This is a genomic window from Pseudomonas sp. D1HM (assembly GCF_019266105.1).
Lineage (GTDB): Bacteria > Pseudomonadota > Gammaproteobacteria > Pseudomonadales > Pseudomonadaceae > Aquipseudomonas > Aquipseudomonas taetrolens.
In genome coordinates, this window is the sequence record NZ_LRMN01000004.1 from 157,282 (window position 1) to 179,631 (window position 22,350).

Annotated in this window: 10 protein-coding genes; 6 read left to right on the forward strand and 4 right to left on the reverse strand. The window is 63.4% G+C overall.

The window, feature by feature from the left end:
* Positions 1-47: 47 nt before the first annotated feature.
* Complete coding sequence (locus AWM69_RS07035; RefSeq protein ID WP_131653059.1) at positions 48-599, reverse strand: RNA polymerase factor sigma-70; 552 nt, start codon at positions 597-599, stop codon at positions 48-50.
* 350 nt (positions 600-949) lie between these two features.
* Here AWM69_RS07035 and AWM69_RS07040 point away from each other — a divergent pair, with 350 nt between their 5' ends.
* A complete protein-coding gene (locus AWM69_RS07040) occupies positions 950-1,708 on the forward strand; it encodes a thioesterase II family protein (protein ID WP_218726078.1) in 759 nt (252 codons plus the stop codon).
* A gap of 71 nt (positions 1,709-1,779) precedes the next feature.
* Complete coding sequence (locus AWM69_RS07045; protein WP_218726079.1) at positions 1,780-14,787, forward strand: non-ribosomal peptide synthetase; 13,008 nt, start codon at positions 1,780-1,782, stop codon at positions 14,785-14,787.
* Positions 14,788-14,848: 61 nt separating this feature from the next.
* Here AWM69_RS07045 and dsbG read toward each other — a convergent pair whose 3' ends face one another.
* The 3 genes from dsbG to dsbD are packed head-to-tail and all read right to left on the reverse strand — an operon-like array spanning position 14,849 to position 18,228.
* The gene (dsbG, locus tag AWM69_RS07050) at positions 14,849-15,631 is read right to left on the reverse strand and encodes a thiol:disulfide interchange protein DsbG (protein WP_131653056.1); all 783 of its coding nucleotides are present in this window, start codon (positions 15,629-15,631) and stop codon (positions 14,849-14,851) included.
* Complete coding sequence (locus AWM69_RS07055; RefSeq protein WP_218726080.1) at positions 15,628-16,479, reverse strand: TlpA disulfide reductase family protein; 852 nt, start codon at positions 16,477-16,479, stop codon at positions 15,628-15,630. Before AWM69_RS07055 ends, dsbG begins: the two co-directional genes overlap by 4 nt.
* Positions 16,480-18,228 carry a protein-disulfide reductase DsbD gene (gene dsbD, locus AWM69_RS07060; RefSeq protein WP_218726081.1) on the reverse strand — a complete coding sequence of 583 codons (1,749 nt, stop codon included), beginning with the start codon at positions 18,226-18,228 and terminating at the stop codon, positions 16,480-16,482.
* Between the two features lie 167 nt (positions 18,229-18,395).
* Here dsbD and AWM69_RS07065 point away from each other — a divergent pair, with 167 nt between their 5' ends.
* The 4 genes from AWM69_RS07065 to AWM69_RS07080 all read left to right on the forward strand — a co-directional run bounded on the left by AWM69_RS07065 (position 18,396) and on the right by AWM69_RS07080 (position 22,254).
* Positions 18,396-19,076 (forward strand): response regulator, encoded by a 681-nt coding sequence (locus AWM69_RS07065; protein ID WP_048382600.1) that lies wholly within the window; start codon positions 18,396-18,398, stop codon positions 19,074-19,076.
* Positions 19,076-20,401: an ATP-binding protein gene (locus AWM69_RS07070; RefSeq protein WP_131653287.1), complete on the forward strand. Its 1,326-nt coding sequence runs from the start codon at positions 19,076-19,078 to the stop codon at positions 20,399-20,401. The genes AWM69_RS07065 and AWM69_RS07070 overlap by 1 nt, the downstream gene beginning before the upstream one ends.
* Before the next feature lie 151 nt (positions 20,402-20,552).
* A complete protein-coding gene (locus AWM69_RS07075) occupies positions 20,553-21,950 on the forward strand; it encodes an aspartate aminotransferase family protein (protein ID WP_218726082.1) in 1,398 nt (465 codons plus the stop codon).
* 82 nt (positions 21,951-22,032) lie between these two features.
* Positions 22,033-22,254, forward strand: coding sequence for an MbtH family protein (locus AWM69_RS07080; protein ID WP_218726083.1), 222 nt, complete (start codon positions 22,033-22,035; stop codon positions 22,252-22,254).
* The last annotated feature ends 96 nt before the right edge of the window (positions 22,255-22,350 follow it).

The following is a 22,350-nucleotide window of genomic DNA, read 5'->3' on the forward strand; positions in this document are numbered from 1 at the left end:
GGACGGTGCGTCCGGGGGGCAGTAACGATGGGCTCAACCGGTGCTGGTCAGTGGCGCCGTGCAAACGTATCGCTCTGGGTGCCCGATACCTTGCGGCAATGAATCAACGCATCGCGGATCATGAAATTCACCAGCGTCGGTGACACGCCCAGCTCTTTGGCGATGTCTTTTTGCTGCACGCCGTGCAAGCGATACATCTCGAACGCATAGCGGGTTCGGCTCGGCAGCTCGGTCAAGGCGACCGCGATGTTTTCCAGGGTCGAGAAGTTGATATGCGAGGTTTCCGGAGAGGCGCCGTGAATCACGACATTCAAGCCTTCCTCTTCTGTGCCGGAGTATCTCTGCTCCAGTGCCTGCTTGCGGTAATGGTCGATGGCCAGGTTGCGCACAATCTGGAACAGGTAGCTCAGTTGCGCCTTGAACGAAGAGGTGATCTGCGGCGCTGACTGCAAGCGGAAGAAGGCGTCCTGCACCACATCTTCAGCCCTGGATCGGCAGCCGGTGATACGCGCTGCGATTTTGACCAGGATTAGCCGATTATCGACAAAGGCTTGAAGTAAGGGTGAGTCGCACCTGCTTGTGGCCGCTTGTTCCGTCATGGAGATCACCTGCTGCAATGTATGAGTGAGGCGGGAAGCTGCCTACACAGTTGGCAACAAATTAGGACGAATGATAATTATTGTCAATTGAGAAATAGAATTAATACTCCTCGCGTGCGAGGGTTTGCGAAACAGCTCACATCACCGCTCGATGGCTTCAAAACACCCCTGTCGCGTCGACTAATTATTTGCCTGGGTCAACCGTCCTCAATGGACAAGGACCGTCGATGCATGTCGGTCGTCAATTGATCCGGACAGGAGGGCGAGATGGATTTTGAGTGGGAACAGGCGGGGTTTCTGCCGGACGCAGGCACCCGGTGGCCACGCTGCGATCACGGCGGCATTCGGTCATGAGCGACGTCATCAAGCTTCGCTTGTTTTGTCTGCCTTACTCCGGTGCCAGTGCCATGAGCTATGGCCGCTGGCGCCGCTCTATGCCGCAATGGCTGCAGGTGCGACCGCTGGAGTTGCCCGGGCGCGGCATGCGCATGGACGAACCCCTGCAGAGCGACATGCCTCGCCTGGCCGCGCAACTGGCCGATGAAATCAGCGCTGAACTCGACCGCCCCTACGCGCTGTTCGGTCATAGCCTCGGCGGGTTGCTGGCGTTTGAGCTGGCCCATGCCTTGCGTGAGCGCGGCTTGCCAGCGCCCCTGGCCTTGTTTGCGTCGGCCACGGCCGGCCCGGCGCGACGCGATGTCAGCGAGTACGCCGTAGCCAAGACCGATGCGCAACTGATGACCCGTTTGCGCGAGCTCAAAGGCACTGACGAAGCCGTGCTGGCCAATGCAGAGCTGATGCAGTTGATGCTGCCGATCCTGCGCGCCGACTTTCTGCTGTGCGGCAGCTTCAGCCACGCGGGCCGCCCGCCGCTGGCAGTCCCGATCCATGTGTTCGGTGGCAAGCAGGACAGCGTCCGTGTCGAGCAACTGCTGGATTGGCAGGTCGACACCTGTTCCGCGTTTTCCCTCGACATGTTTGAGGGGCACCACTTCTTTCTGGTCCAGCAAGAAATACCGCTGCTGCGTTGCCTGCGCCGTTACGCCGAAGAGCATCTGGCTCGCTGGCGCAATCAGCAGGCCTGGCCGTTGAGCCGCGCCAGCGTTTAAAGCGCCGCAGCACTCTTTCGTATTTCAAGCACACCGATTTTCTTTCAAGCCGACCTCAGGCAGGAAACCCCATGATGGACGCGTTCGAACTCCCCGGCACATTGGCCCAGGCCCTGCAGCAACGGGCTGCCCAGACCCCTGATCGCTTGGCGCTGCGCTTCCTCGCCGACGACCCGCTTGCGGCCCAGGTGCTCAGCTACCGTGAGCTGGACCTTCGTGCGCGAACCATCGCCGCTGCCTTGCAGGCCCATACCGTGGTCGGCGATCGCGCTGTTTTGCTGTTCCCCAGCGGCCCGGACTACGTCGCGGCTTTTTTTGCCTGCCTGTACGCTGGTGTGATTGCCGTACCGGCCTATCCGCCCGAGTCGGCCCGCCGCCATCACCAGGAGCGCTTGCTGTCGATCCTGGCCGATGCCGGGCCGCGGGTGCTGCTGACCAGCAATGACTTGCGACAGCCCTTGTTGCAGATCCGTGAACTGTCTGGCGCCGATGCGCCGCACTTGCTCTGTGTCGACCGCCTGGAGCCTGACCTGGCGCAGCGTTGGCAGCCGGTGGCGTTGCAGGCCGATGACATCGCCTTTTTGCAATACACCTCGGGATCGACCGCCTTGCCCAAAGGCGTGCAAGTGACCCACGGCAACCTGGTGGCCAACGAGGTGCTGATCCGCCGCGGGTTCGGCATCGACCTTAACCCTGACGACGTGATCGTCAGCTGGTTGCCGCTGTACCACGACATGGGATTGATTGGCGGTTTGCTGCAGCCGATCTTCAGTGGCGTGCCGTGCGTATTGATGTCGCCTGCGTATTTCCTGACCCGTCCGCTGCGTTGGCTGGAGGCCATCAGCGAATACGGCGGCACCATCAGTGGCGGCCCGGATTTCGCCTACCGGCTGTGCAGCGAGCGTGTCAGTGAAGCAGCGCTGGCGGGGCTCGATCTGAGCCGCTGGCGCGTGGCCTATTCGGGTTCCGAGCCGATTCGCCAGGACACGCTGCAGCGATTCGCCGAAAAATTCAGCGCCTGCGGTTTCGACGCCAACAGCTATTTCGCGTCCTATGGCCTTGCCGAAGCCACCTTGTTTGTTGCCGGAGGCCAGCGTGGCCAGGGCATCCCGGCGTTGTGCCTGGATGATCGGGCGCTGGCCGCTCACCGCATCGTGCCGGGAGAGGGCAGCGCGGTGATGAGCTGCGGCACCCAGCAGCCGGATCACGGGGTGTTGATCGTCGACCCGCACACCCTGGCCTGCGTGCCTGAAAACCGCGTGGGGGAAGTCTGGGCCAGCGGCCCGAGCATCGCCCAAGGCTACTGGCGCAACCCCGAGGCCAGCGCACAGACGTTTGTCGAGTATCAGGGCGGCCGGTGGCTGCGCACCGGCGATCTGGGTTTTATCCGCGAGGGTGAGCTGTTCATCACCGGGCGCCTTAAGGATTTGCTGATTGTGCGCGGGCAAAATCTGTACCCCCAGGACCTCGAAAAAACCATCGAACGAGAAGTCGAGGCGGTGCGCAAAGGCCGTGTGGCAGTGTTTGCGGTCACTGTCGAAGGCGAAGAGGGAATTGGCGTCGCCGCCGAAATCAGCCGCAGCGTGCAAAAAATCCTGCCCAGCGACGCGTTGATCACAGCGATTCGTCAGGCAGTGGCCGAAGCCTGCCAGCAGGCACCGAGCGTGGTGGTATTGCTCAATCCGGGGGCATTGCCCAAAACCTCCAGCGGCAAGCTGCAGCGTTCAGCCTGCCGCACCCGGCTGGCGGAGGGCAGCCTGGACAGCTACGCGCAGTTCCCAGGGGGCGACAGCGCTGCTGCGCCCGTCGGTGCGGCGCAACCCGGCAATGAGCTGCACGCCTTGATCGCCGGGGTCTGGTGCGAACACTTACAGGTTGAACAGGTGGCCGCTCACGATCACTTCTTCTTGCTCGGCGGTAACTCGATCCTGGCCACCCAGGTCATCGCCCGCTTGCGTGAAGTGCTCACACTCGAACTCAACCTGCGCCTGCTGTTCGAGGCTCCGACCCTGAGCGCCTTTGTTGCCGGGGTGGCGGCGTTGCAGCAGGCGGGCGGGCAGACGCCTGACGCAATCATCGCTCTGGCCCGTGATCAGGGCATGCCCCAGTCGCTGGCCCAAAACCGGTTGTGGTTCATGTGGCAGCTCGATCCGCAGAGCAGCGCCTATACCATCCCCGGCGCCTTGCGCTTGCGCGGTGAACTGGATCAGGCGGCGTTGCGCACGACTTTCGCGCACTTGATCGAGCGTCATGAAGCCCTGCGCACGCGCTTTTTTGAGCGCGACGGCCAGGCATTGCAGCAGGTGGCAGAGAGCGTCGATTTCGACCTGCGGGTGAGCGACATCAGCCACCTGCCGGGTCATGAGCGTGAAGCCCATGCGCAGCAGATCCGCGAGGCTGAAGCCCGCAGCCGCTTCGACCTGGAACATGGCCCGCTGTTTCGGGTCACGCTGGTCAAGCTGGACGACGAAGATCATCAATTGCTGGTGACCTTGCACCACATCATTGCCGATGGCTGGTCGCTGAACCTGTTGATCGACGAATTCTCCCGGTTGTATGCGGCGGCCTGTCTCGGGCAGACATTGTCCCTGGCACCGCTGCCCCTGCAGTACGCCGACTACGGCAGCTGGCAACGGCACTGGCTGGCGCAAGGCGAGGCCGAACGCCAGCTCGCCTACTGGAAGCAGCAACTGGGTGCCGAACAGCCGACGTTGAGCCTGGCCACCGATCACCCGCGCTCGGCGCTGCACACGCAGAGTGCCACGCGCTACAGCCTGAAACTCGATGCAGCCCTCGGCAGTGCCGTGCGCCAGACCGCGCTGGCCCATGACGCCACGCCGTTCATGCTGTTGCTGGCGGTGTTCCAGACCCTGCTGCATCGCTACACCGGCCAGCGCGATATCCGTATCGGCGTACCCAGCGCCAACCGTACGCGTCAGGAAACCCACGGCCTGATCGGCTTCTTTATCAACAGCCTGGTGCTGCGTGCCGAACTGGATGGACGCCTGCCGTTTGCCGCGTTGCTGGAGCACACCCGTCAGGCCACGCTCGACGCCCAAAGCCATCAGGACGTGCCCTTCGAGCAACTGCTTGAAGCATTCCCCGAGGCCCGTGAACATGGCCTGTTCCAGATCATGTTCAACCACCAGCAGCGTGACCTCGGCGCATTGCGGCGTCTGCCGGGCTTGCTCGCCGAAGAACTGGAGTGGCACAGCCGCGAAGCCAAGTTCGACCTGCAATTGCACAGCGAAGAAGATCATCAGGGCCGCTTGAAACTGTCTTTCGATTACGCCGACGAGCTGTTCGATGCCAGCAGCATTGCGCGGCTGGCCGAGCATTTTGTCAGCCTGCTGCGTCAGGTCACGGTCAACACCGGGCAGGCGCTGGGCGACTTGCAGATGCTCAGCCCTGGGCAACTGCTTGAACAACACGCCTGGAGCGCGGCGCCGTGTGCGCCGGCCGAGCACCTTTTGCCGCATCGGCTGGAGCTGCAAGCGCAACACACACCTGAGCGCATTGCCGTGCTCTGGGACGCAGGCAGCCTCGACTTTGCCAGCCTGCACGCGCAGGCCAACCGCCTGGCGCATTATCTGCGGGACAAGGGCGTGGGCCCGGATGTGCCGGTAGCGATTGCCGCCGAGCGTTCACCACAACTGTTGATCGGTCTGCTGGCGATTCTCAAGGCCGGCGGTGCGTATGTGCCGCTGGATCCGGATTATCCGGCCGAGCGCCTGGGGTTCATGTTGCGCGACTGCGGTGCGACGCTGCTGCTCACCCAAAGCCATTTGCGCGACGCCTTGCCGGAGGTGGAAGCGGTCAGCGTGATCGCTATGGACCACCTCAAACTCGACACCTGGCCGAGCCATGCCCCGGGCTTGCACCTTCACGGTGACAATCTGGCCTACGTGATTTACACCTCGGGCTCCACCGGTCAGCCGAAGGGCGTGGGCAACACCCATGCCGCGCTCGCTGAGCGCCTGCAATGGATGCAGGCCACCTACGCGCTGCAGGCTGACGATGTGCTGATGCAGAAGGCGCCGATCAGCTTCGACGTGTCGGTCTGGGAATGCTTCTGGCCGTTGATCACGGGGTGCCGCCTGGTGCTGGCCGGCCCCGGCGAGCATCGGGACCCGCAACGTATTGCGCAGTTGGTCCAGCAGTTCGGGGTGACCACCTTGCACTTTGTGCCGCCCCTGTTACGGCTGTTTGTCGATGAGCCGCAGGCCGCGCACTGCAACACTTTGCGCCGGTTGTTCTCGGGGGGCGAAGCCTTGCCCGGTGAACTGCGCAACCGGGTGCTGGAGCAATGGCCACAGGTGCCGCTGCACAACCGTTACGGCCCGACCGAAACTGCGATCAACGTCACCCATTGGCAGTGCCGCGCCGAAGACGGCAGCCGCTCGCCTATCGGCCGCCCGCTGGGCAACGTGCTGTGCCGCGTGCTCGATGCCGAGCTCAATCCGCTGCCGGCCGGGGTGCCGGGTGAATTGTGCATCGGCGGCATCGGGCTGGCCCGGGGGTATCTGGACCGTCCGGGGCTGACGGCGGAACGTTTTATTGCCGACCCGCTGGGCGCGCCCGGTGCCCGTCTGTATCGCACCGGCGACCAGGTGCGCTGGAGCGCCGACGGCGTGCTGGACTACCTCGGTCGACTGGATCAGCAGGTCAAGCTGCGGGGTTTTCGAGTCGAACCACAAGAGATCGAAGCCCGCTTGCTGGCGCAGCCGGGTGTCGCGCAAGCCGCGGTGTTGATACGCGAAACCGCCACCGGCGCGCAATTGATCGGTTACTACAGCGTGCTCGACGGCACCCTGCCAGAAGATGCTTTCACCGCACAGTTGAAGGTCGCGTTGGCGGCCGAGCTGCCGGACTACATGGTGCCCGCGCAGTTGCTGCGCCTCGACGCCATGCCCTTGAGCCCCAGCGGCAAACTGGATCGCCGCGCATTGCCGGAGCCGCAGTGGCAAGTTCGCGAGCATGTCGAACCGCAAACTGAACTGGAGCAGCGCATCGCCGCCATCTGGCGCGAAGTGCTGGGTCAGCAGCGCATCGGTTTGCGTGATGATTTCTTCGCCCTGGGCGGGCATTCATTGCTGGCCACACAAATCGTTTCGCGGGTACGCCAGGCGTGTGACGTGGAGCTGGCGCTGCGCACCTTGTTTGATGCCAGCGAACTGGGCGCGTTTGCCGAGCAGGTGCAACTGATTCAAGCCTCGGGGCAGCGCAATAGCTACATGCCCATCGAGCGCGTCGACCGCAACCAGCCGGTGCCGCTGTCGTACTCGCAACAGCGCATGTGGTTCCTCTGGCAAATGGAGCCCGACAGCCCGGCCTACAACGTTGGCGGTATGGCGCGACTCAAAGGGGTGCTGGATGTTGGGCGTTTTGAGACGGCCCTGCAGGCGTTGATCCTGCGTCACGAAACCCTGCGCACCACCTTCCCCGACGTGAATGGCGTGGCCTGTCAGCAGGTGCATCCGGACATCGGGTTGAAGATGGCCTGGCTCGACCTCAGCGCCCTGGATGAACCGACCCGCCAGCAGCGCTTGCAGGCGCTGGCCGACAGTGAAGCGCACCAGCCGTTCGACCTGACGCGCGGGCCGTTGCTGCGGGCCTGCATGGTCAAGGCCGGCGAGCGTGAGCATTACTTTGTGCTGACCCTGCACCACATCGTCACCGAAGGCTGGGCGATGGATATTTTTGCCCGCGAACTGGGGGCGCTGTACGAAGCCTTTGTCGATGACCGTGCTTCACCCCTGACACCGTTGGCAGTGCATTACCTGGATTACAGCGTGTGGCAACGCCAATGGCTGGCGTCGGGGGAGCGTCAGCGCCAGCTCGATTACTGGACTGCCAAGCTCGGCAACGAGCACCCGTTGCTCGAATTGCCGTCTGACCGTCCGCGGCCTTCGGTACAAAGCCATCAGGGCGAGTTGTACCGCTTCGACCTCAGCGATGAGCTGGCGGCCCGGGTGCGCCGGTTCAATGCCGAGCACGGGTTGACCCTGTTCATGACCATAACCGCGACCCTGGCGGTGCTGCTGCATCGCTACAGCGGCCAGACCGACCTGCGCATCGGCGCCCCGGTGGCCAACCGTATCCGTCCGGAAAGCGAAGGGCTGATCGGGGCGTTCCTCAATACCCAAGTGCTGCGTTGCCAACTGGACGGCGCCATGCGCGTCAGCGAACTGTTCGAGCAAGTGCGGCAAACCGTGATCGAAGGCCAGTCCCATCAAGACTTGCCGTTCGATCACCTGGTTGAAGCCCTGCAGCCTCCCCGGAGCACGGCGTACAACCCGCTGTTCCAGGTAATGTGCAACGTGCAGCGCTGGGAGTTCCAGCAACGCCGTGAGCTGGCCGGCATGACCGTTGAGTACCTGGCCAACGATGCGCGGGCCACCAAGTTTGACCTCAACCTGGAAGTCACCGACCTGGACCATCGCCTCGGTTGCTGCCTGACCTACAGCACTGACCTGTTCGACGAGCCGCGCATTGCCCAAATGGCCGGGCACTGGTGCACGTTACTGGAGGCGTTGCTGGCGGACCCGCAACAGCGCGTGAGCGAACTGCCGTTGATGCAGGCGCCAGAGCAACAGCGGCTGCTGGACGGCATGGCTGCACCGGCGGGGGAGCATGCGCTGGACTTATGCATTCACCGCTTGTTTGCCGAGCAGGCGCAGGCACGACCGGAGGCGATTGCCCTGACCTTTGCCGGGCAACACCTGAGCTACGCCGAGCTCGACAGCCGCGCCAATCGCCTGGCCTGGATGCTGCGCGAACGCGGGGTCGGCCCGCAGGTGCGGGTGGGCCTGGCGCTGGAGCGTTCACTGGAGATGGTGGTGGGACTGCTGGCGATTCTCAAGGCCGGAGGCGCGTATGTGCCGCTGGACCCGGAGTACCCGCTGGAACGCCTGAGCTACATGATTGAAGATAGCGGCGTTGGCCTGCTGTTGAGCCATCGCGCCTTGTTTGATGCCCTCGGTGATTTGCCCGAGGGTGTCGCGCAGTGGTGCCTTGAGGACGACGCCCCGGCACTGGCCGCGTATCCATCCGATGAGTTGCCGTTCATCAGCCTGGCGCAGCATCAGGCGTACCTGATCTACACCTCCGGTTCCACCGGCCAGCCCAAGGGCGTGGTGGTGTCCCACGGCGAAATCGCCATGCACTGCCGAGCGGTGATCGAGCGTTTCGGCATGCAGGCGGATGACTGCGAGCTGCATTTTTATTCGATCAACTTTGATGCCGCCACCGAGCGCTTGCTGGTGCCGTTGCTGTGTGGCGCACGCCTGGTATTGCGTGCCCAGGGGCAATGGGATCCGCAGCAGATCTGCGAGCTGATTCGCGAGCAGCAGGTCACGGTCCTCGGTTTCACCCCCAGTTATGGCAGTCAGCTGGCGCAATGGCTGGCGACCCAGGGGCAGACGTTGCCGGTGCGCATGTGCATCACCGGCGGGGAAACACTGACCGGCGAACACCTGCAGCGCATCCGGGCAGCATTCCAGCCCCGTGTGTTTTTCAATGCTTACGGCCCCACCGAAACCGTGGTGATGCCGCTGGCCAGTCTGGCCCCGCAACAGTTGGAAGAGGGTGCCGCCAGCGTGCCTATCGGCCGGCTCATCGGGGCGCGTGTTGCCTATATCCTCGATGAGGCCCTGGCGCTGGTACCGCAGGGCGGCACCGGTGAGTTGTATATCGGGGGCGCAGGTCTGGCCCAGGGTTATCACCGCCGCCCGGGGATGACGGCCGAGCGCTTTGTCGCCGATCCGTTCTCCGGGGAGGGCGGGCGCCTGTACCGCACCGGCGACCGGGTGCGTCAGCGCGCCGATGGCCTGGTCGAGTACCTCGGGCGGATCGACCATCAAGTCAAGATCCGTGGTTTCCGCATTGAGCTGGGGGAGATCGAAAACCGGCTGCTGGATCACCCGGCAGTGCGCGAAGCCGTGGTGCTGGCGCTGGACATGCCCGGTGGCAAGCAACTGGCGGCGTATCTGGTGTGTGACGCGGCGCAGCAGGACGAGCATGAGCAGGGCGTGTTGCGCGACGACGTGAAGCGCCGGCTCAAGGCCCAGTTGCCGGACTACATGGTGCCTGCGCACCTGATGCTGCTGCCCGGCATGCCGCTGACGGCCAACGGCAAACTCGACCGCCGGGCCTTGCCGACCCCCGACATCGAACTTAATCGCCAGCAGTATGTGGCCCCAAGCAACCCGCTGCAGCACCGCCTGGCGCAGGTCTGGTGCGATGTGCTGAACCTCACGCAAGTGGGCCTGAACGACAACTTCTTTGAACTGGGCGGTGACTCGATCCTGTCGATTCAAGTGGTCAGTCGTGCCCGCCAATTGGGGATTCACTTCAGCCCGCGGGATCTGTTCCAGCATCAGACCGTGCAGGCGCTGGCCAGTGTGGCGACCCACACCGGGCAAACCCACGCCGAGCAAGGCGTGCTCAATGGAGAGTCAGCGCTGACACCGATCCAGCACTGGTTTTTCGACACCGACATGCCGCGCCGCGAGCACTGGAACCAGTCCTTGTTGCTGGCGCCCACCGCTCGTCTTGAACCGCAATGGCTGGAGCAGGCTCTGGCGGCGCTGCTTGAGCACCACGACGGTTTGCGCTTGAGCTTCCGGCCAGTGGCCGGGCAATGGCGCGCCGAATACTGCCCACAGGCGGATCACGAGCTGTTGTGGCAGGCCACGGTGACGGACCTGCAGCAATGCCCGGAACTGTTTGCCAACGCCCAGCGCAGCCTCGATCTGGAGCAAGGCGTCTTGTTGCGGGCGGTGCTGGTGGAGGGGCCAGAGGCCGAGCAACGCCTGTTGCTGGTGATCCATCACCTGGCGGTGGACGGCGTTTCGTGGCGCGTGCTGCTGGAAGATCTGCACACTCTGTATCGCCAACTGGCTGCGCAGCAGCCGCTGCAACTGCCGGGCAAAACCAGCGCCTCACGGGCCTGGGCGGCTCGCTTGCAGGCGTATGCCGGCAGCGACTCGTTGCGCCAGGAACTGAGCCTGTGGCAGCAACAATTGAGTGGTCCGCAGGTCGAGTTGCCGTGTGACCGGCCACAGGGCGCCCGCCAAAACTGCCATGCCCGCACCGTGAGCGTACGGCTGGATGCCGAGCGCACCCGGCAACTGCTGCAACAGGCGCCGAGCGCTTACCGGACTCAGGTCAACGACCTGCTGCTGACCGCGCTGGCGCGGGTTCTGTGTCGCTGGACCGGTCAACCCTCCGCGCTGGTGCAACTGGAAGGCCATGGCCGTGAAACCCTGTTCGACGAGATCGACCTGAGCCGCACCGTGGGCTGGTTTACCAGCGCCTATCCGTTGCGGTTGACGCCCCGTGCCGAGGGGCAGGGCGCTTCGATCAAGGCCATCAAAGAGCAGTTGCGCACCGTGCCGCACAAAGGGCTGGGGTATGGCGTGCTGCGTTACCTGACCGACAGCAGCATTCGACAGGCGCTGGCGGCATTGCCCGAAGCGGCGGTGACCTTCAATTATCTGGGGCAGTTCGACCAGAGTTTTGCCAGCGATGCGTTGTTCTATCCGCTGGATGAGCCGACGGGTGCCGCCCATGACCCGCTGGCACCGTTGCCCAATGAACTGAGCATCGACAGCCAGGTGTATGGCGGTGAATTGCTGTTGCGCTGGACCTTCAGCGCCGAGCGCTATGACCCGCAGACCATTGAAACCCTGGCCCTGGCTTATGTCACGGAGCTGGACGCGCTGATCGGCCATTGCCTGAGCCACGAGGCGGGTGGCCTGACGCCGTCCGACTTCCCGCTGGCCGGCCTCAGCCAGGAGCAGCTCGACGCCTTGCCGGTGGCTGCCGAGCGCATTGAAGATGTGTACCCCATGACCCCGATGCAAGAGGGCATGCTCCTGCACACCCTGCTGGAACCCGGCACCGGGCTGTATTACATGCAGGACCGTTACCGCATCAACAGCGCCCTCGATCCGCAACGTTTTGCCCGGGCCTGGCAGGCAGTCATTGCGCGTCACGAAGCGTTGCGCGCGTCGTTCTGCTGGAACGTGGGCGAAGCGATGCTGCAGATCATCCATCGAGCGGGCACCCCGGCCATCGATTACCTCGATTGGAGTGCCGAGCCCGAAGAGGGCCATGAAGCGCGTTTGCAGGCATTGCATAAACAGGAGCGCGAGGCCGGTTTCGATCTGCTCAATCAGGCCCCGTTCCACCTGCGTCTGATTCGCCTGGGGGCCGAGCGCTATTGGTTCATGATGAGCAACCACCACATCCTGATCGATGCCTGGTGCCGCTCGTTGCTGATGAGTGATTTCTTCGAGATCTACAGCGCTCTGGGTGAGGGCCGCGACCCGCAACTGAACGTGCCGCCACGCTACCGCGACTATATCGGCTGGCTGCAACGGCAAGACCTGCAGCAGGCCAATGCCTGGTGGCAGCGCAACCTGCAAGGCTTCGAGCAAACCACGCCGATCCCCAGCGACCGGCCGTTCCTGCGTGAACACGCGGGTGACAGCGGCGGGATGCTGGTGGGGGATTGCTACACCCGGCTCGATGTCCGTGACGGCGTGCGCTTGCGTGAACTGGCGCAGCAGCATCAGTTGACCATCAACACCTTCGCCCAGGCGGCATGGGCCCTGGTACTGCGCCGCTTCAGCGGCGAGCGGGATGTGCTGTTCGGGGTCACGGTGGCGGGGCGTCCGGTGGAGCTGCCGGACATGCAGCAAACGGTGGGGCTGTTTATCAATAGCGTGGCGTTGCGCGTGCGGATGCCGCAGGACGGCCAGACACTGGGCGTACGTCAATGGCTGAGCGACTTGCTGGCGCACAATATGGAGCTGCGCGAGTACGAATACCTGCCGTTGGTGACCCTTCAGGAATGCAGTGAACTGCCCAAGGGGCAGCCGCTGTTCGACAGCCTGTTCGTGTTTGAAAATGCACCGGTGGACATGACGGTGATGGACCGTGCGCAAAGCCTCAATGCGACGTCGGACTCGGGCCGAACCCACACCAACTTCCCGCTGACCGCCGTGTGCTATCCCGGCGATGACCTCGGCCTGCACCTGTCCTACGACCAGCGCTTTTTCGAGCGCAGCAGCGTTGAACGGCTGTTGTCCGAGTTCAAGCGCTTGCTGCTGGCCTTGATGGATGGCCTGCATGGCGACATGGTGCAGCTGGCACTGATGGGTGCCGACGAGCAGCAATTCTTGCTGGATGACTGCAACCAGAGCCAGCGTGCGTATCCACTGGAGCAGAGCTACGCCGAACTGTTTGAAGCGCAAGTGGCGCGGCATCCGCAGCGCATTGCCGCCAGTTGCCTGGATCGGCACTGGAGCTACGCCGAACTCAATGCCCGCAGCAATCGCGTCGGTCACGCCTTGCTGGCGGCCGGGGTCCGGCCGGATCAACCGGTGGCGCTGCTGGCCGAGCGCGGGCTGGATCTGCTGGGCATGATCATCGGCAGCTTCAAGGCCGGTGCCGGTTACTTGCCACTGGACCCGGCTCTGCCGCAAGCGCGCTTGAGCCGCATCATTGAACTGAGCCGCACGCCGTTGCTGGTGTGCACGCAAGCGTGCCGTGAACAGGCCGAGGCGTTGCTCGACGAATCGGGCTGCGCCAGCCGTCCGCGCTTGCTGGTATGGGAACAGCTGCAAACGGCCGGGCTGGCCGAGCACAACCCGCAGGTCTACAGCGGGCCGGATTCGCTGGCGTACGTGATCTACACCTCAGGCTCCACCGGTATGCCCAAGGGGGTGATGGTCGAACAGCGCGGGATGTTGAACAACCAGTTGAGCAAAGGGCCGTACCTGCAACTGAGCGAACACGATGTGATCGCCCAGACGGCGTCCCAAAGCTTTGATATTTCGGTGTGGCAGTTCCTCGCCGGGCCGCTGCTGGGCGCCCGGGTCGAGATTTTGCCCAATAACATCGCCCATGATCCCCAAGCGTTGCTGGCGCAGGTCAACCAGCAGGGCATCACGGTGCTGGAGAGCGTGCCGTCGTTGATCCAGGGCATGCTGGCGCAAGCGCCTGTTGACCTCGACGGCCTGCGCTGGATGCTGCCGACCGGGGAAGCCATGCCGCCGGAACTGGCCCAGCAATGGCTGCTGCGCTACCCGCAGGTTGGATTGGTCAATGCCTACGGCCCGGCGGAGTGCTCGGATGACGTGGCGTTCTTCCGCGTCGATCAGGCCTCGAGCCGGGGCAGCTACTTGCCCATTGGCACCCCGACCGACAACAACCGCTTGTATGTGCTGGATGACGGGCTGCAACTGGTGCCGCTGGGAGCGGTGGGTGAGCTGTGTGTGGCGGGAACCGGCGTAGGCCGGGGGTACGTCAGCGATCCGTTGCGCACGGCGAGCGTCTTTGTGCCCAACCCGTTTGGCGCTCCGGGCGAGCGTTTGTATCGCACCGGCGACCTGGCGCGGCGGCGTCGGGACGGGGTGCTGGAGTACGTGGGGCGTATCGATCATCAAGTGAAGATTCGCGGCTACCGCATCGAGCTGGGGGAAATTGAAGCGCGTCTGCATGAACAACCGGAAGTCCGCGATGCCGCGGTCAGCGTTCAGTCAGGGCCAAACGGCAAGTACCTGGTGGGTTATCTGGTGGCCACCGCGGGCGCGCTCAGCCCGGCAGAGCGCCTGGACCGGATCAGGCAGCGTTTGCGTGCCGAACTTCCGGAATACATGGTGCCGCTGCACTGGTCATGGCTGGACGCGTTGCCGCTCAACGCTAACGGCAAGCTGGACCGCAAGGCATTGCCGGTGATTGAGATCGGCCAACTGCAACGTGAAGACTATGTGGCGCCGCGTACTGAGCTGGAGCAGACCCTGGCCGCAATCTGGGCCGAAGTGCTGAGCGTGGAGCGGGTGGGGGTCACCGACAACTTCTTCGAACTGGGCGGGCATTCGCTGCTGGCCACGCAAATCGCCTCGCGGGTGCAGAAAACCCTGCAACGCAATGTGCCGCTGCGGGCGATGTTTGAATGCAGTTGCGTCGAAGCGCTGGCGTTGTACATCGAAGGCCTGCAGAGCAGTGAAATCAACGAAGAGAAGGTCGATCGCCTGAGTGATCTGATGGCCGAACTGGAGGGGTTATAGCGGTCACATGAAGCCGTCCGGCCAGCACGAGCGCTTGCGCGTGCCGGCCGCATCGCTGGTGTTACTTGGGCCCCATGATTTTTGCCAGTTTGTCCGGCGAAGGCGCACCTTGTTGCTGTTGCAGGTTGCCCTGTTCGTCGAGGTAGAAAATCGCCGGGGTGGCGGCCACGTCGAGCTCGGTCATCAACTGCATGTTGGCGTCCAGTTTGGCCTGGACGTCAGCCGGGATCTTGCCCAATGCCTTGAGCGAGCTGCCCTTGCCGGCCTTTTCATGATCGTGCAGGGCTTGCTGCGGGTTTTTGGCAGCCAGCAGTGCCGCGGACTTGGCCGCGCTGTCTTCGCGGATGATACCCACCATGATGTGCCGCAGCTGGACTTTGCCGGAATCTACCCAAGGCCGCGCCTGTTCCCAGAACATATTGCAGTACGGGCAGTTCGGGTCGCTGAACAGGTAGATGACGCGCGGCGCATCTTTTTTGCCGTCGGCGATCCAGTTGCTTTTTTCCATACTGGCCCAGACTTGTTTGGCCATCGGTTCGTACACCAGCTTTTGCAGCGGCGCGAGGCTCAGGTCTTTGCCGTCAGCGTCATACAGGTTGCCCACCAGCACGTTTTTGCCGTCCGGGGTCAGGTACAGGGCCATGCCACGGTTTTGAAACTGCGCTGCGTAACCCCGCATGCCGCTGGGTGCATCGAAACTGCCGATGATTTTTGCGCCTTTGGCCTCGATCTTCTTGATCGCGGCGGGCAATTCTTCTGCTGCCTGGAGTGCAGGCGATTGCAACAGGGCTGCGCCGAGCAGGGTGGTCATGCCCAGATTCAGCAGCTTACGGTTGAAGTTCATTGCGGATTCCTTACGGGGACGGCCTGATGGGCCGGCATGGATTGTGTTTGATCGAAGCTTTCCAGCGCCCGGGCCAGGCTGGCTTCTGACAACTCGCCCAAATGACTGTTCAATAAACGGCCTTCAGCGCTATAGAACAGCGTAGTCGGCAGGGCCATCGAACCGACTTTCTGTCCCAGTTGGCCGCCGCTGTCGAACAGCACGTTGGTCAGGTTCAGGCCCTGGGTTTCAAGAAAGGTGCTGACGCTTTGCATGCTTTCGCCCTGATTGACGAACAGGAACGTCACGTCCTGATGCTGGAGCTGTGCGTTTTGCATCACCGGCATCTCGCGCCGGCAGGGTGGGCACCAGGTGGCCCACAGGTTGATCACCAGCGGACCGCCCTGATAACTGCTCAATTGCACCGACTCGCCGCGAGCGTTGCGCAAGTCGAGTTCCGGCAGGCGGGTGCCTTGTTCATAGAGGTTCGACGAGAAGGTCGCCAGCATCCAGAACGCCAGGCCACTGCCCAGACCCCAGCCCAGCGGGCGGCGCAGACCCGGCCGACGCCAGGCCCAGAACAGCCCGCCACCGATCACCACCAGCAGCCCCGGCCACAGCATAAAGCCGCCGTCCCGCAGGTCGAACATCTTCAACGGGTCTTTTTGAATCACGTGCCAGTAGGTCACGACAAAGCAGGCCCGGGCGGCGAGCAAACCCAGCAAAAACAGGATGAACAGCACCGACTCCGGGTTTTCGCCCCCGCGTTTGGCCACACGCCACCCCACCAGTGTCGCCAGGGCAAGCGCCAGGATCAGCAGCAGATGATTGATGGCCAAGGCAAACGAACCGATGGTCAGGGTGAGCATTTAGAGGAGTTCCCGGGTGGCGTTCCAGTTATTCAAGAAGGTCTCGGCGTCGACTTCGCCGGTGATGCGCTGGGCGCGGCGCTCAACACCGTTCGGGCCGATCCAGATAAAGCTGGGCGGGCCGGGCACCTGGTAGCGGCTGAGCAGCTCGCGGCTGGCGTCAGAATCGGCGGTGACGTCGAGGCGCAGCAAGCGCACGCCTTGCAAGGCCTCCATCACGTGCGGCTTGGCAAACACCTTTTTTTCCATGACTTTGCACGATACACACCAGTCGGCGTAGTAGTCGAGCAGCACCCATTGGCCCTGGGCCTTGGCGCTTTCGAGTTCGCGCTCAAGGCTGGCCGGGTCCTTCAGGGTGATAAAGGCATCATGGGCATTGCCGGGCTTGCCCACGGTGCTGCCCGCCACGGTGCTGGCGGTGTACACCTGCAACGGCTGCCACAGGTCGCTGCCACCGCCGGCGGCACCCAGCAGCACCAGGCTGCCCCAGAAACCCGCCAACAGGCTGAGCGGTGTAAACAAGGGCCTGGCCCGCTGGAATTGCTGCGCCTGCAACCACAGGCTGGTGGCGAACAACAGCAGCAGCACGCCCCACATCCCGACCCACAGCGTCTCATCCAGTACCGGACGCACCAGCACCAGGGCTGTGCCGAGGAACAGAAAGCCGAACAGGCCCTTCATCAGGTCCATCCAGGCCCCGGGTTTAGGCAGGAAGCGACTGCCGACCGTGACCAACAGCAACAGCGGCACGCCAATCCCCAGGCCCATGACAAACAGCACCAGGCCGCCTTGCAGCGCATTGCCGCTTTGCGCAATAAAAAGCAATGCCCCGGCCAGCGGTGCCGTCATGCACGGGCCCACCAGCAAGCCGGACAAAGCGCCGAGAATACCCGCGCCCAGCAGGCTCCCGCCTTTGCGCCCGCGTCCGGCCGATTCGAGCCGGTCACGCAGGGCAGAGGGGAGTTGCAGTTCAAAAAAGCCGAACATCGGCAGCGCCAGTAACACAAACAGTGTGGCAAAGCTGCCCAGGATCCACGGTTGTTGCAGCAGCGCCTGCAGGTTGGCGCCCAGCAACGCCGCCAGTACACCCAGCCCGGCATACACCAGCGCCATGCTGATCACATAACTGCCGGCAACCGCAAAGCCGCGTCCGGCACTGGCGCCACTGCCCACCACCAGCCCGGCCAGAATCGGCAACATCGGGAGCGAGCACGGGGTGAACGCCAGCAACAGGCCCAGCCCGAAGAACAGCAACAGGCTCCAGCCCAGCGAGCTTTGCTGCAAGCTGGCGGCCAGCGACTGGTCTTGTGCCTGCCCTTGGCCGCTAGCGACGGGCGTACCGCCCAGGTCGAGGGTCTGGCTCTGCGGTGGATAGCACAATCCGGCATCGGCGCAGCCTTGCCAGCTGACCTTGACCTGGCCGCTGGCGCCTGCCGGTATCAGCAGTTCAACCTCATTGCGGTACACCTGGGTGGCACCAAAGAACTCGTCACTGTGCTCAAGGCCCGGGGGGAAGGCCGGGGTGTGGGCCTGATCCAAGCCGTCGAACTTGAAGCGCTTCTGGTACAGATAATACTCATCGGCGATTTTCCACTTCAGGCTGATTTCGCCTGAAGGCAACGGCTCGCTTGTGAACACAAAGGCTTTGGTGGCCGGGAGGAAGTCCGGCTGGGCAAAAGGGTCGCCCGAGGTCTGGGCCTGAGCCAGACCGGCAAAAAACATCAGGAAAAAGGTCAACAGCAAACGCATAAATAAAACCTTGAGCAGGTGCAAGATGGCGCCAGAGTGCGGTCCCGCGATTAACCGATCATTAACCGCAACCGCGACGAGTGGCCTAATATCAGAAGGTTCGCGGCATAATCCGTCCTTAATCCCGAACCTTTTAAATCGGCACATTTACGTACGCGGGTATCAGCATGCATGTACTGGTTTGTGAAGACGACGAACTGATTGCCAGCGGCATCAAGGCCGGGTTGACCGCCCAGGGGCTGACGGTCGAGCACGTGGCCAGTGCCCGGGCCGCACGGGCCATGCTCAAAGCGGCCGAGTTCGATGTGATGGTGCTCGACCTGGGGCTGCCCGACGAGGATGGCCTCAAGTTGCTGCAGCAATTGCGCCAGCAAGGGCTTGAACTGCCGGTGCTGATCCTCACCGCCCGCGATTCGGTGACGGACCGCGTCGATGGCCTGCAAGCCGGAGCCGACGATTATTTACTCAAACCCTTCGACCTGCGGGAGCTGGCGGCCCGTCTGCATACCCTGTTGCGCCGGGTGGCGGGGCGCAGCGTCAACCTGATCGAGCATGGCCGCCTGAGCTACGACCCGAGCAGCCGCGTGACCTTGCTCGGCGGCCAGCCGGTGGACTTGTCCCGCCGCGAGCAGGCGTTGCTGCAGGCCCTGTTGCACAACCGTGGCCGGGTGTTGTCCAGCGAACAACTCAAGGACAGCATCTACGGTTTCGGTGACGAGCTGGAGAGCAATGCCCTCAACGTGCATATCCATCACCTGCGGCGCAAGCTGGGCAATGGCATCGTCGAGACCGTGCGCGGCCTTGGCTACCGCCTGGGCCCGGCTGATGGCACAGAGCCTGGGGCATGATGAGTCTGCGCTTGCGGCTGAGCCTGACCATCGGCTCGGCCTTTGTCCTGATCTGGGCCCTGGCGGCGGCCTGGATGCTCAGCGACCTGCGTCAGCAGATGATGTTCTCACTGGATCAGCGCTTGGTGGCCTCGGCGCGCATGGTCGGCGGGCTGCTGGAGCAACTGCCGCAAGTACCGGTCAAGGGCGAGGGCACCCATTTCAGCGCCGAGCAACTGACGATCCCGGGCGGGATGGCGTGCCAGGTCAGTTCCCTGCGCGGCGAGGTGCTGGCGCGCAGTCACAATAATCCCGACCAGCCGCTGCAATCCGGGTCCACAGGTTTTCGCGATCAGATGATCGACGGTGCGGCATGGCGAACCTTCACCCTCGACCGTGGCGATATCCGCATAACCACGGCTGACCGCCAGGTCGAGCGTGAAGCGCTGAACCTTTCGGTGTTACTGGCGGCCTCGGTGCCAGTGGGAATGGCCTTGATGGGTTGCCTGTTATTGCTGTGGCTGGGGATCGGCCAGGGCCTGGCGCCCCTGAACCGGATGCGCGATGCGTTGATGCGGCGTGATGCCGACTCGCTGCAGCCGCTGCAGATCACACCGCTGCCCAGCGAGCTGCAACCTTTGCTGGATTCGCAGAACCAACTGTTGGCGCGTATCGCCAAGGCCATCGAGCGCGAACGGCGTTTGACCGGCGACGCCGCCCATGAATTGCGCAGCCCGCTGACCGCGATCAAAACGCACCTGCAAGTGGCCCGCATGACCGACGGCGAGGCCCGTGAGCAGTCGCTGGCCCACGCCGAAGAAGGGGCCGATCGCCTGCACCGCACCCTTGAGCAACTGCTGTTGCTGGCCCGGGTCGAAGGTAGCCTGTCGTTCGATGACGGGGTCAATTGCTCGGCTGAACAGGTCGCGCGGCTGGCCATTCACGATGCGACCGGCGGCGACAATCGGCATATCGCCCTGCACCTGGCCTCCGACTTGCCGGCCACGGCGCTGCAGGTGCCGTCCGTGCTGGCGATTGCCGCCTTGCGCAATCTGCTGGACAACGCCTTGCGCCACACCCCGGAGGGGACCCACGTGGGGCTGTCGGTGCAACGCGAAGGCGCGTACGTACGTTTCGTGGTCCGCGACCACGGCCCCGGCATCCCGCCTGAAACCCTGCAACACATGACCCAGCGCTTCTGGCGCAACAGCAACAGCAATGGTTGCGGCCTGGGGCTGGCGATCGTGCAGGCGATCGTCGAACGCTGTGCCTGCACACTGACATTCGACAACCAGCCCGACGGATTGCGGGTTGAGTTGCGCATGCCCCTGGCCGTTAACGAGTAGCACAAGATGACGCCCGACCCGCGCCCGCAGCCGGTCGGGTGAGGGTACTGGCCGGGATTATGTGATTCGCCTCTAAATCCTCCTGGCGCTGATGCGTTTCCAAAGCAGGAAAGTTTTGGTCAATCTCATCAGCGTATTGAGGGTCCCAGAAATGTCAGTTGCTACGCGTCTTGCCGACGGTCATCCGGTTCAGGCAGAAACCCTGTATGAATTCGAAGAGTCACCGCTGCTGGCCCGTCAAAGCCGTCAGGAGTCCAACGCCCGCAGCTACCCGCGGCGCATCCCGCTAGCGCTCAAGCGTGCCAGTGGCCTGTATGTCGAGGACGTCGAAGGGCGGCGTTTCATCGACTGCCTGGCCGGTGCCGGGACCCTGGCTCTCGGGCATAACCACCCGGTTGTGATCGAGGCTATCCAGCAGGTGCTGAGCGACGGCGTGCCGCTGCACACCCTCGACCTGACCACCCCGGTCAAGGACCAGTTCGTCCAGGACCTGTTCGGCCTGTTGCCTGATGCTTTGGCCCGGGAAGCGAAGATCCAGTTCTGCGGCCCCACCGGCACCGATGCAGTGGAAGCGGCGTTGAAACTGGTGCGCACCGCCACCGGGCGCAACACCGTGGTCTCGTTTCAGGGTGGTTATCACGGCATGAGCCAAGGGGCGTTGAGCCTGATGGGCAGCCTGGGACCGAAAAAGCCCCTGGCCGCTTTGCTCGGCAATGGTGTGCAGTTCATGCCGTACCCGTACGATTACCGCTGCCCGTTTGGCCTGGGCGGACGGCAGGGCGTGCAAGCCAACCTGCATTACCTTGAAAATCTGTTCACTGACCCGGAAGCCGGGGTGCAATTACCGGCGGCGGTGATTGTTGAAGTGGTGCAGGGCGAGGGTGGCGTCATCCCGGCGGATCTTGACTGGTTACGCGGTGTGCGGCGCATTACCGAACAGGCGGGCGTGGCGCTGATCGTCGACGAAATCCAGAGCGGGTTTGCCCGGACCGGGCGGATGTTCGCCTTTGAGCATGCGGGGATCATCCCGGACGTGGTGGTGTTGTCCAAAGCCATCGGTGGCAGCCTGCCGCTGGCGGTGGTGGTGTATCGCGACTGGCTCGACACCTGGCTGCCCGGCGCCCATGCCGGCACATTCCGCGGCAACCAGATGGCGATGGCCGCCGGCAGTGCCGTGATGCGCTACCTCAAGGAACATGATGTTGCGGCACACGCCAACGCAATGGGCGAACGCCTGAGTGAACACCTGCGCATCCTGCAACGGGACTTCCCGCAGTTGGGAGACATTCGCGGTCGCGGGCTGATGCTCGGGGTTGAACTGGTCGACCCGAGCGGCAAGCCCGACACCTTGGGCCACCCACCGGCGTTTGGACGCCTGGCACCGCTGGTCCAGCGCGAATGCCTCAAGCGCGGGTTGATCCTTGAGCTGGGCGGGCGACAGGGCAGCGTCGTGCGCTTCTTGCCGCCGCTGATTATCTCTGCCAGTGAAATCGACCAGGTGGCCGCCATCTTCGGCAATGCCCTGGCGGCGGCCATCACCCGGCTCTAATTCCTGTTGCCGACCAATCGTTTGTTTAATACCCCTGCTGCGCGTACTCGCGCAGCCAGCTTATTGCGACGGAGACCCACCCATGAGTTCAGTATTTGACCGCGACGACATCCTCTTTCAAGTGGTGGTCAACCACGAGGACCAGTACTCGATCTGGCCCGATTACAAAGCGATCCCCAACGGCTGGCGCGCCGTGGGTAAAAGTGGCCTTAAGCCAGAGTGCCTGGCCTACATCGAAGAAGTCTGGACCGACATGCGCCCGCTGAGCCTGCGGCAAAAGATGGACGCCGTGGCTGTGCAGTGAGCCCAGCGCGGTTTAAAAAAGCCAACGTTGAGTTGGCTTTTTTGTACGGATTAACCGCGATGACGACCCTTATCGCAACCCGTAGCAGCGGACGAG

Bases quoted from the DNA above. Each gene is read 5' to 3' on its own strand.
- AWM69_RS07035 (WP_131653059.1), bottom strand. From the start codon at position 599: ATGACGGAACAAGCGGCCACAAGCAGGTGCGACTCACCCTTACTTCAA.
- AWM69_RS07040 (WP_218726078.1), top strand. From the start codon at position 950: ATGAGCGACGTCATCAAGCTTCGCTTGTTTTGTCTGCCTTACTCCGGT.
- AWM69_RS07045 (WP_218726079.1), top strand. From the start codon at position 1,780: ATGATGGACGCGTTCGAACTCCCCGGCACATTGGCCCAGGCCCTGCAG.
- dsbG (WP_131653056.1), bottom strand. From the start codon at position 15,631: ATGAACTTCAACCGTAAGCTGCTGAATCTGGGCATGACCACCCTGCTC.
- AWM69_RS07055 (WP_218726080.1), bottom strand. From the start codon at position 16,479: ATGCTCACCCTGACCATCGGTTCGTTTGCCTTGGCCATCAATCATCTG.
- dsbD (WP_218726081.1), bottom strand. From the start codon at position 18,228: ATGCGTTTGCTGTTGACCTTTTTCCTGATGTTTTTTGCCGGTCTGGCT.
- AWM69_RS07065 (WP_048382600.1), top strand. From the start codon at position 18,396: ATGCATGTACTGGTTTGTGAAGACGACGAACTGATTGCCAGCGGCATC.
- AWM69_RS07070 (WP_131653287.1), top strand. From the start codon at position 19,076: ATGAGTCTGCGCTTGCGGCTGAGCCTGACCATCGGCTCGGCCTTTGTC.
- AWM69_RS07075 (WP_218726082.1), top strand. From the start codon at position 20,553: ATGTCAGTTGCTACGCGTCTTGCCGACGGTCATCCGGTTCAGGCAGAA.
- AWM69_RS07080 (WP_218726083.1), top strand. From the start codon at position 22,033: ATGAGTTCAGTATTTGACCGCGACGACATCCTCTTTCAAGTGGTGGTC.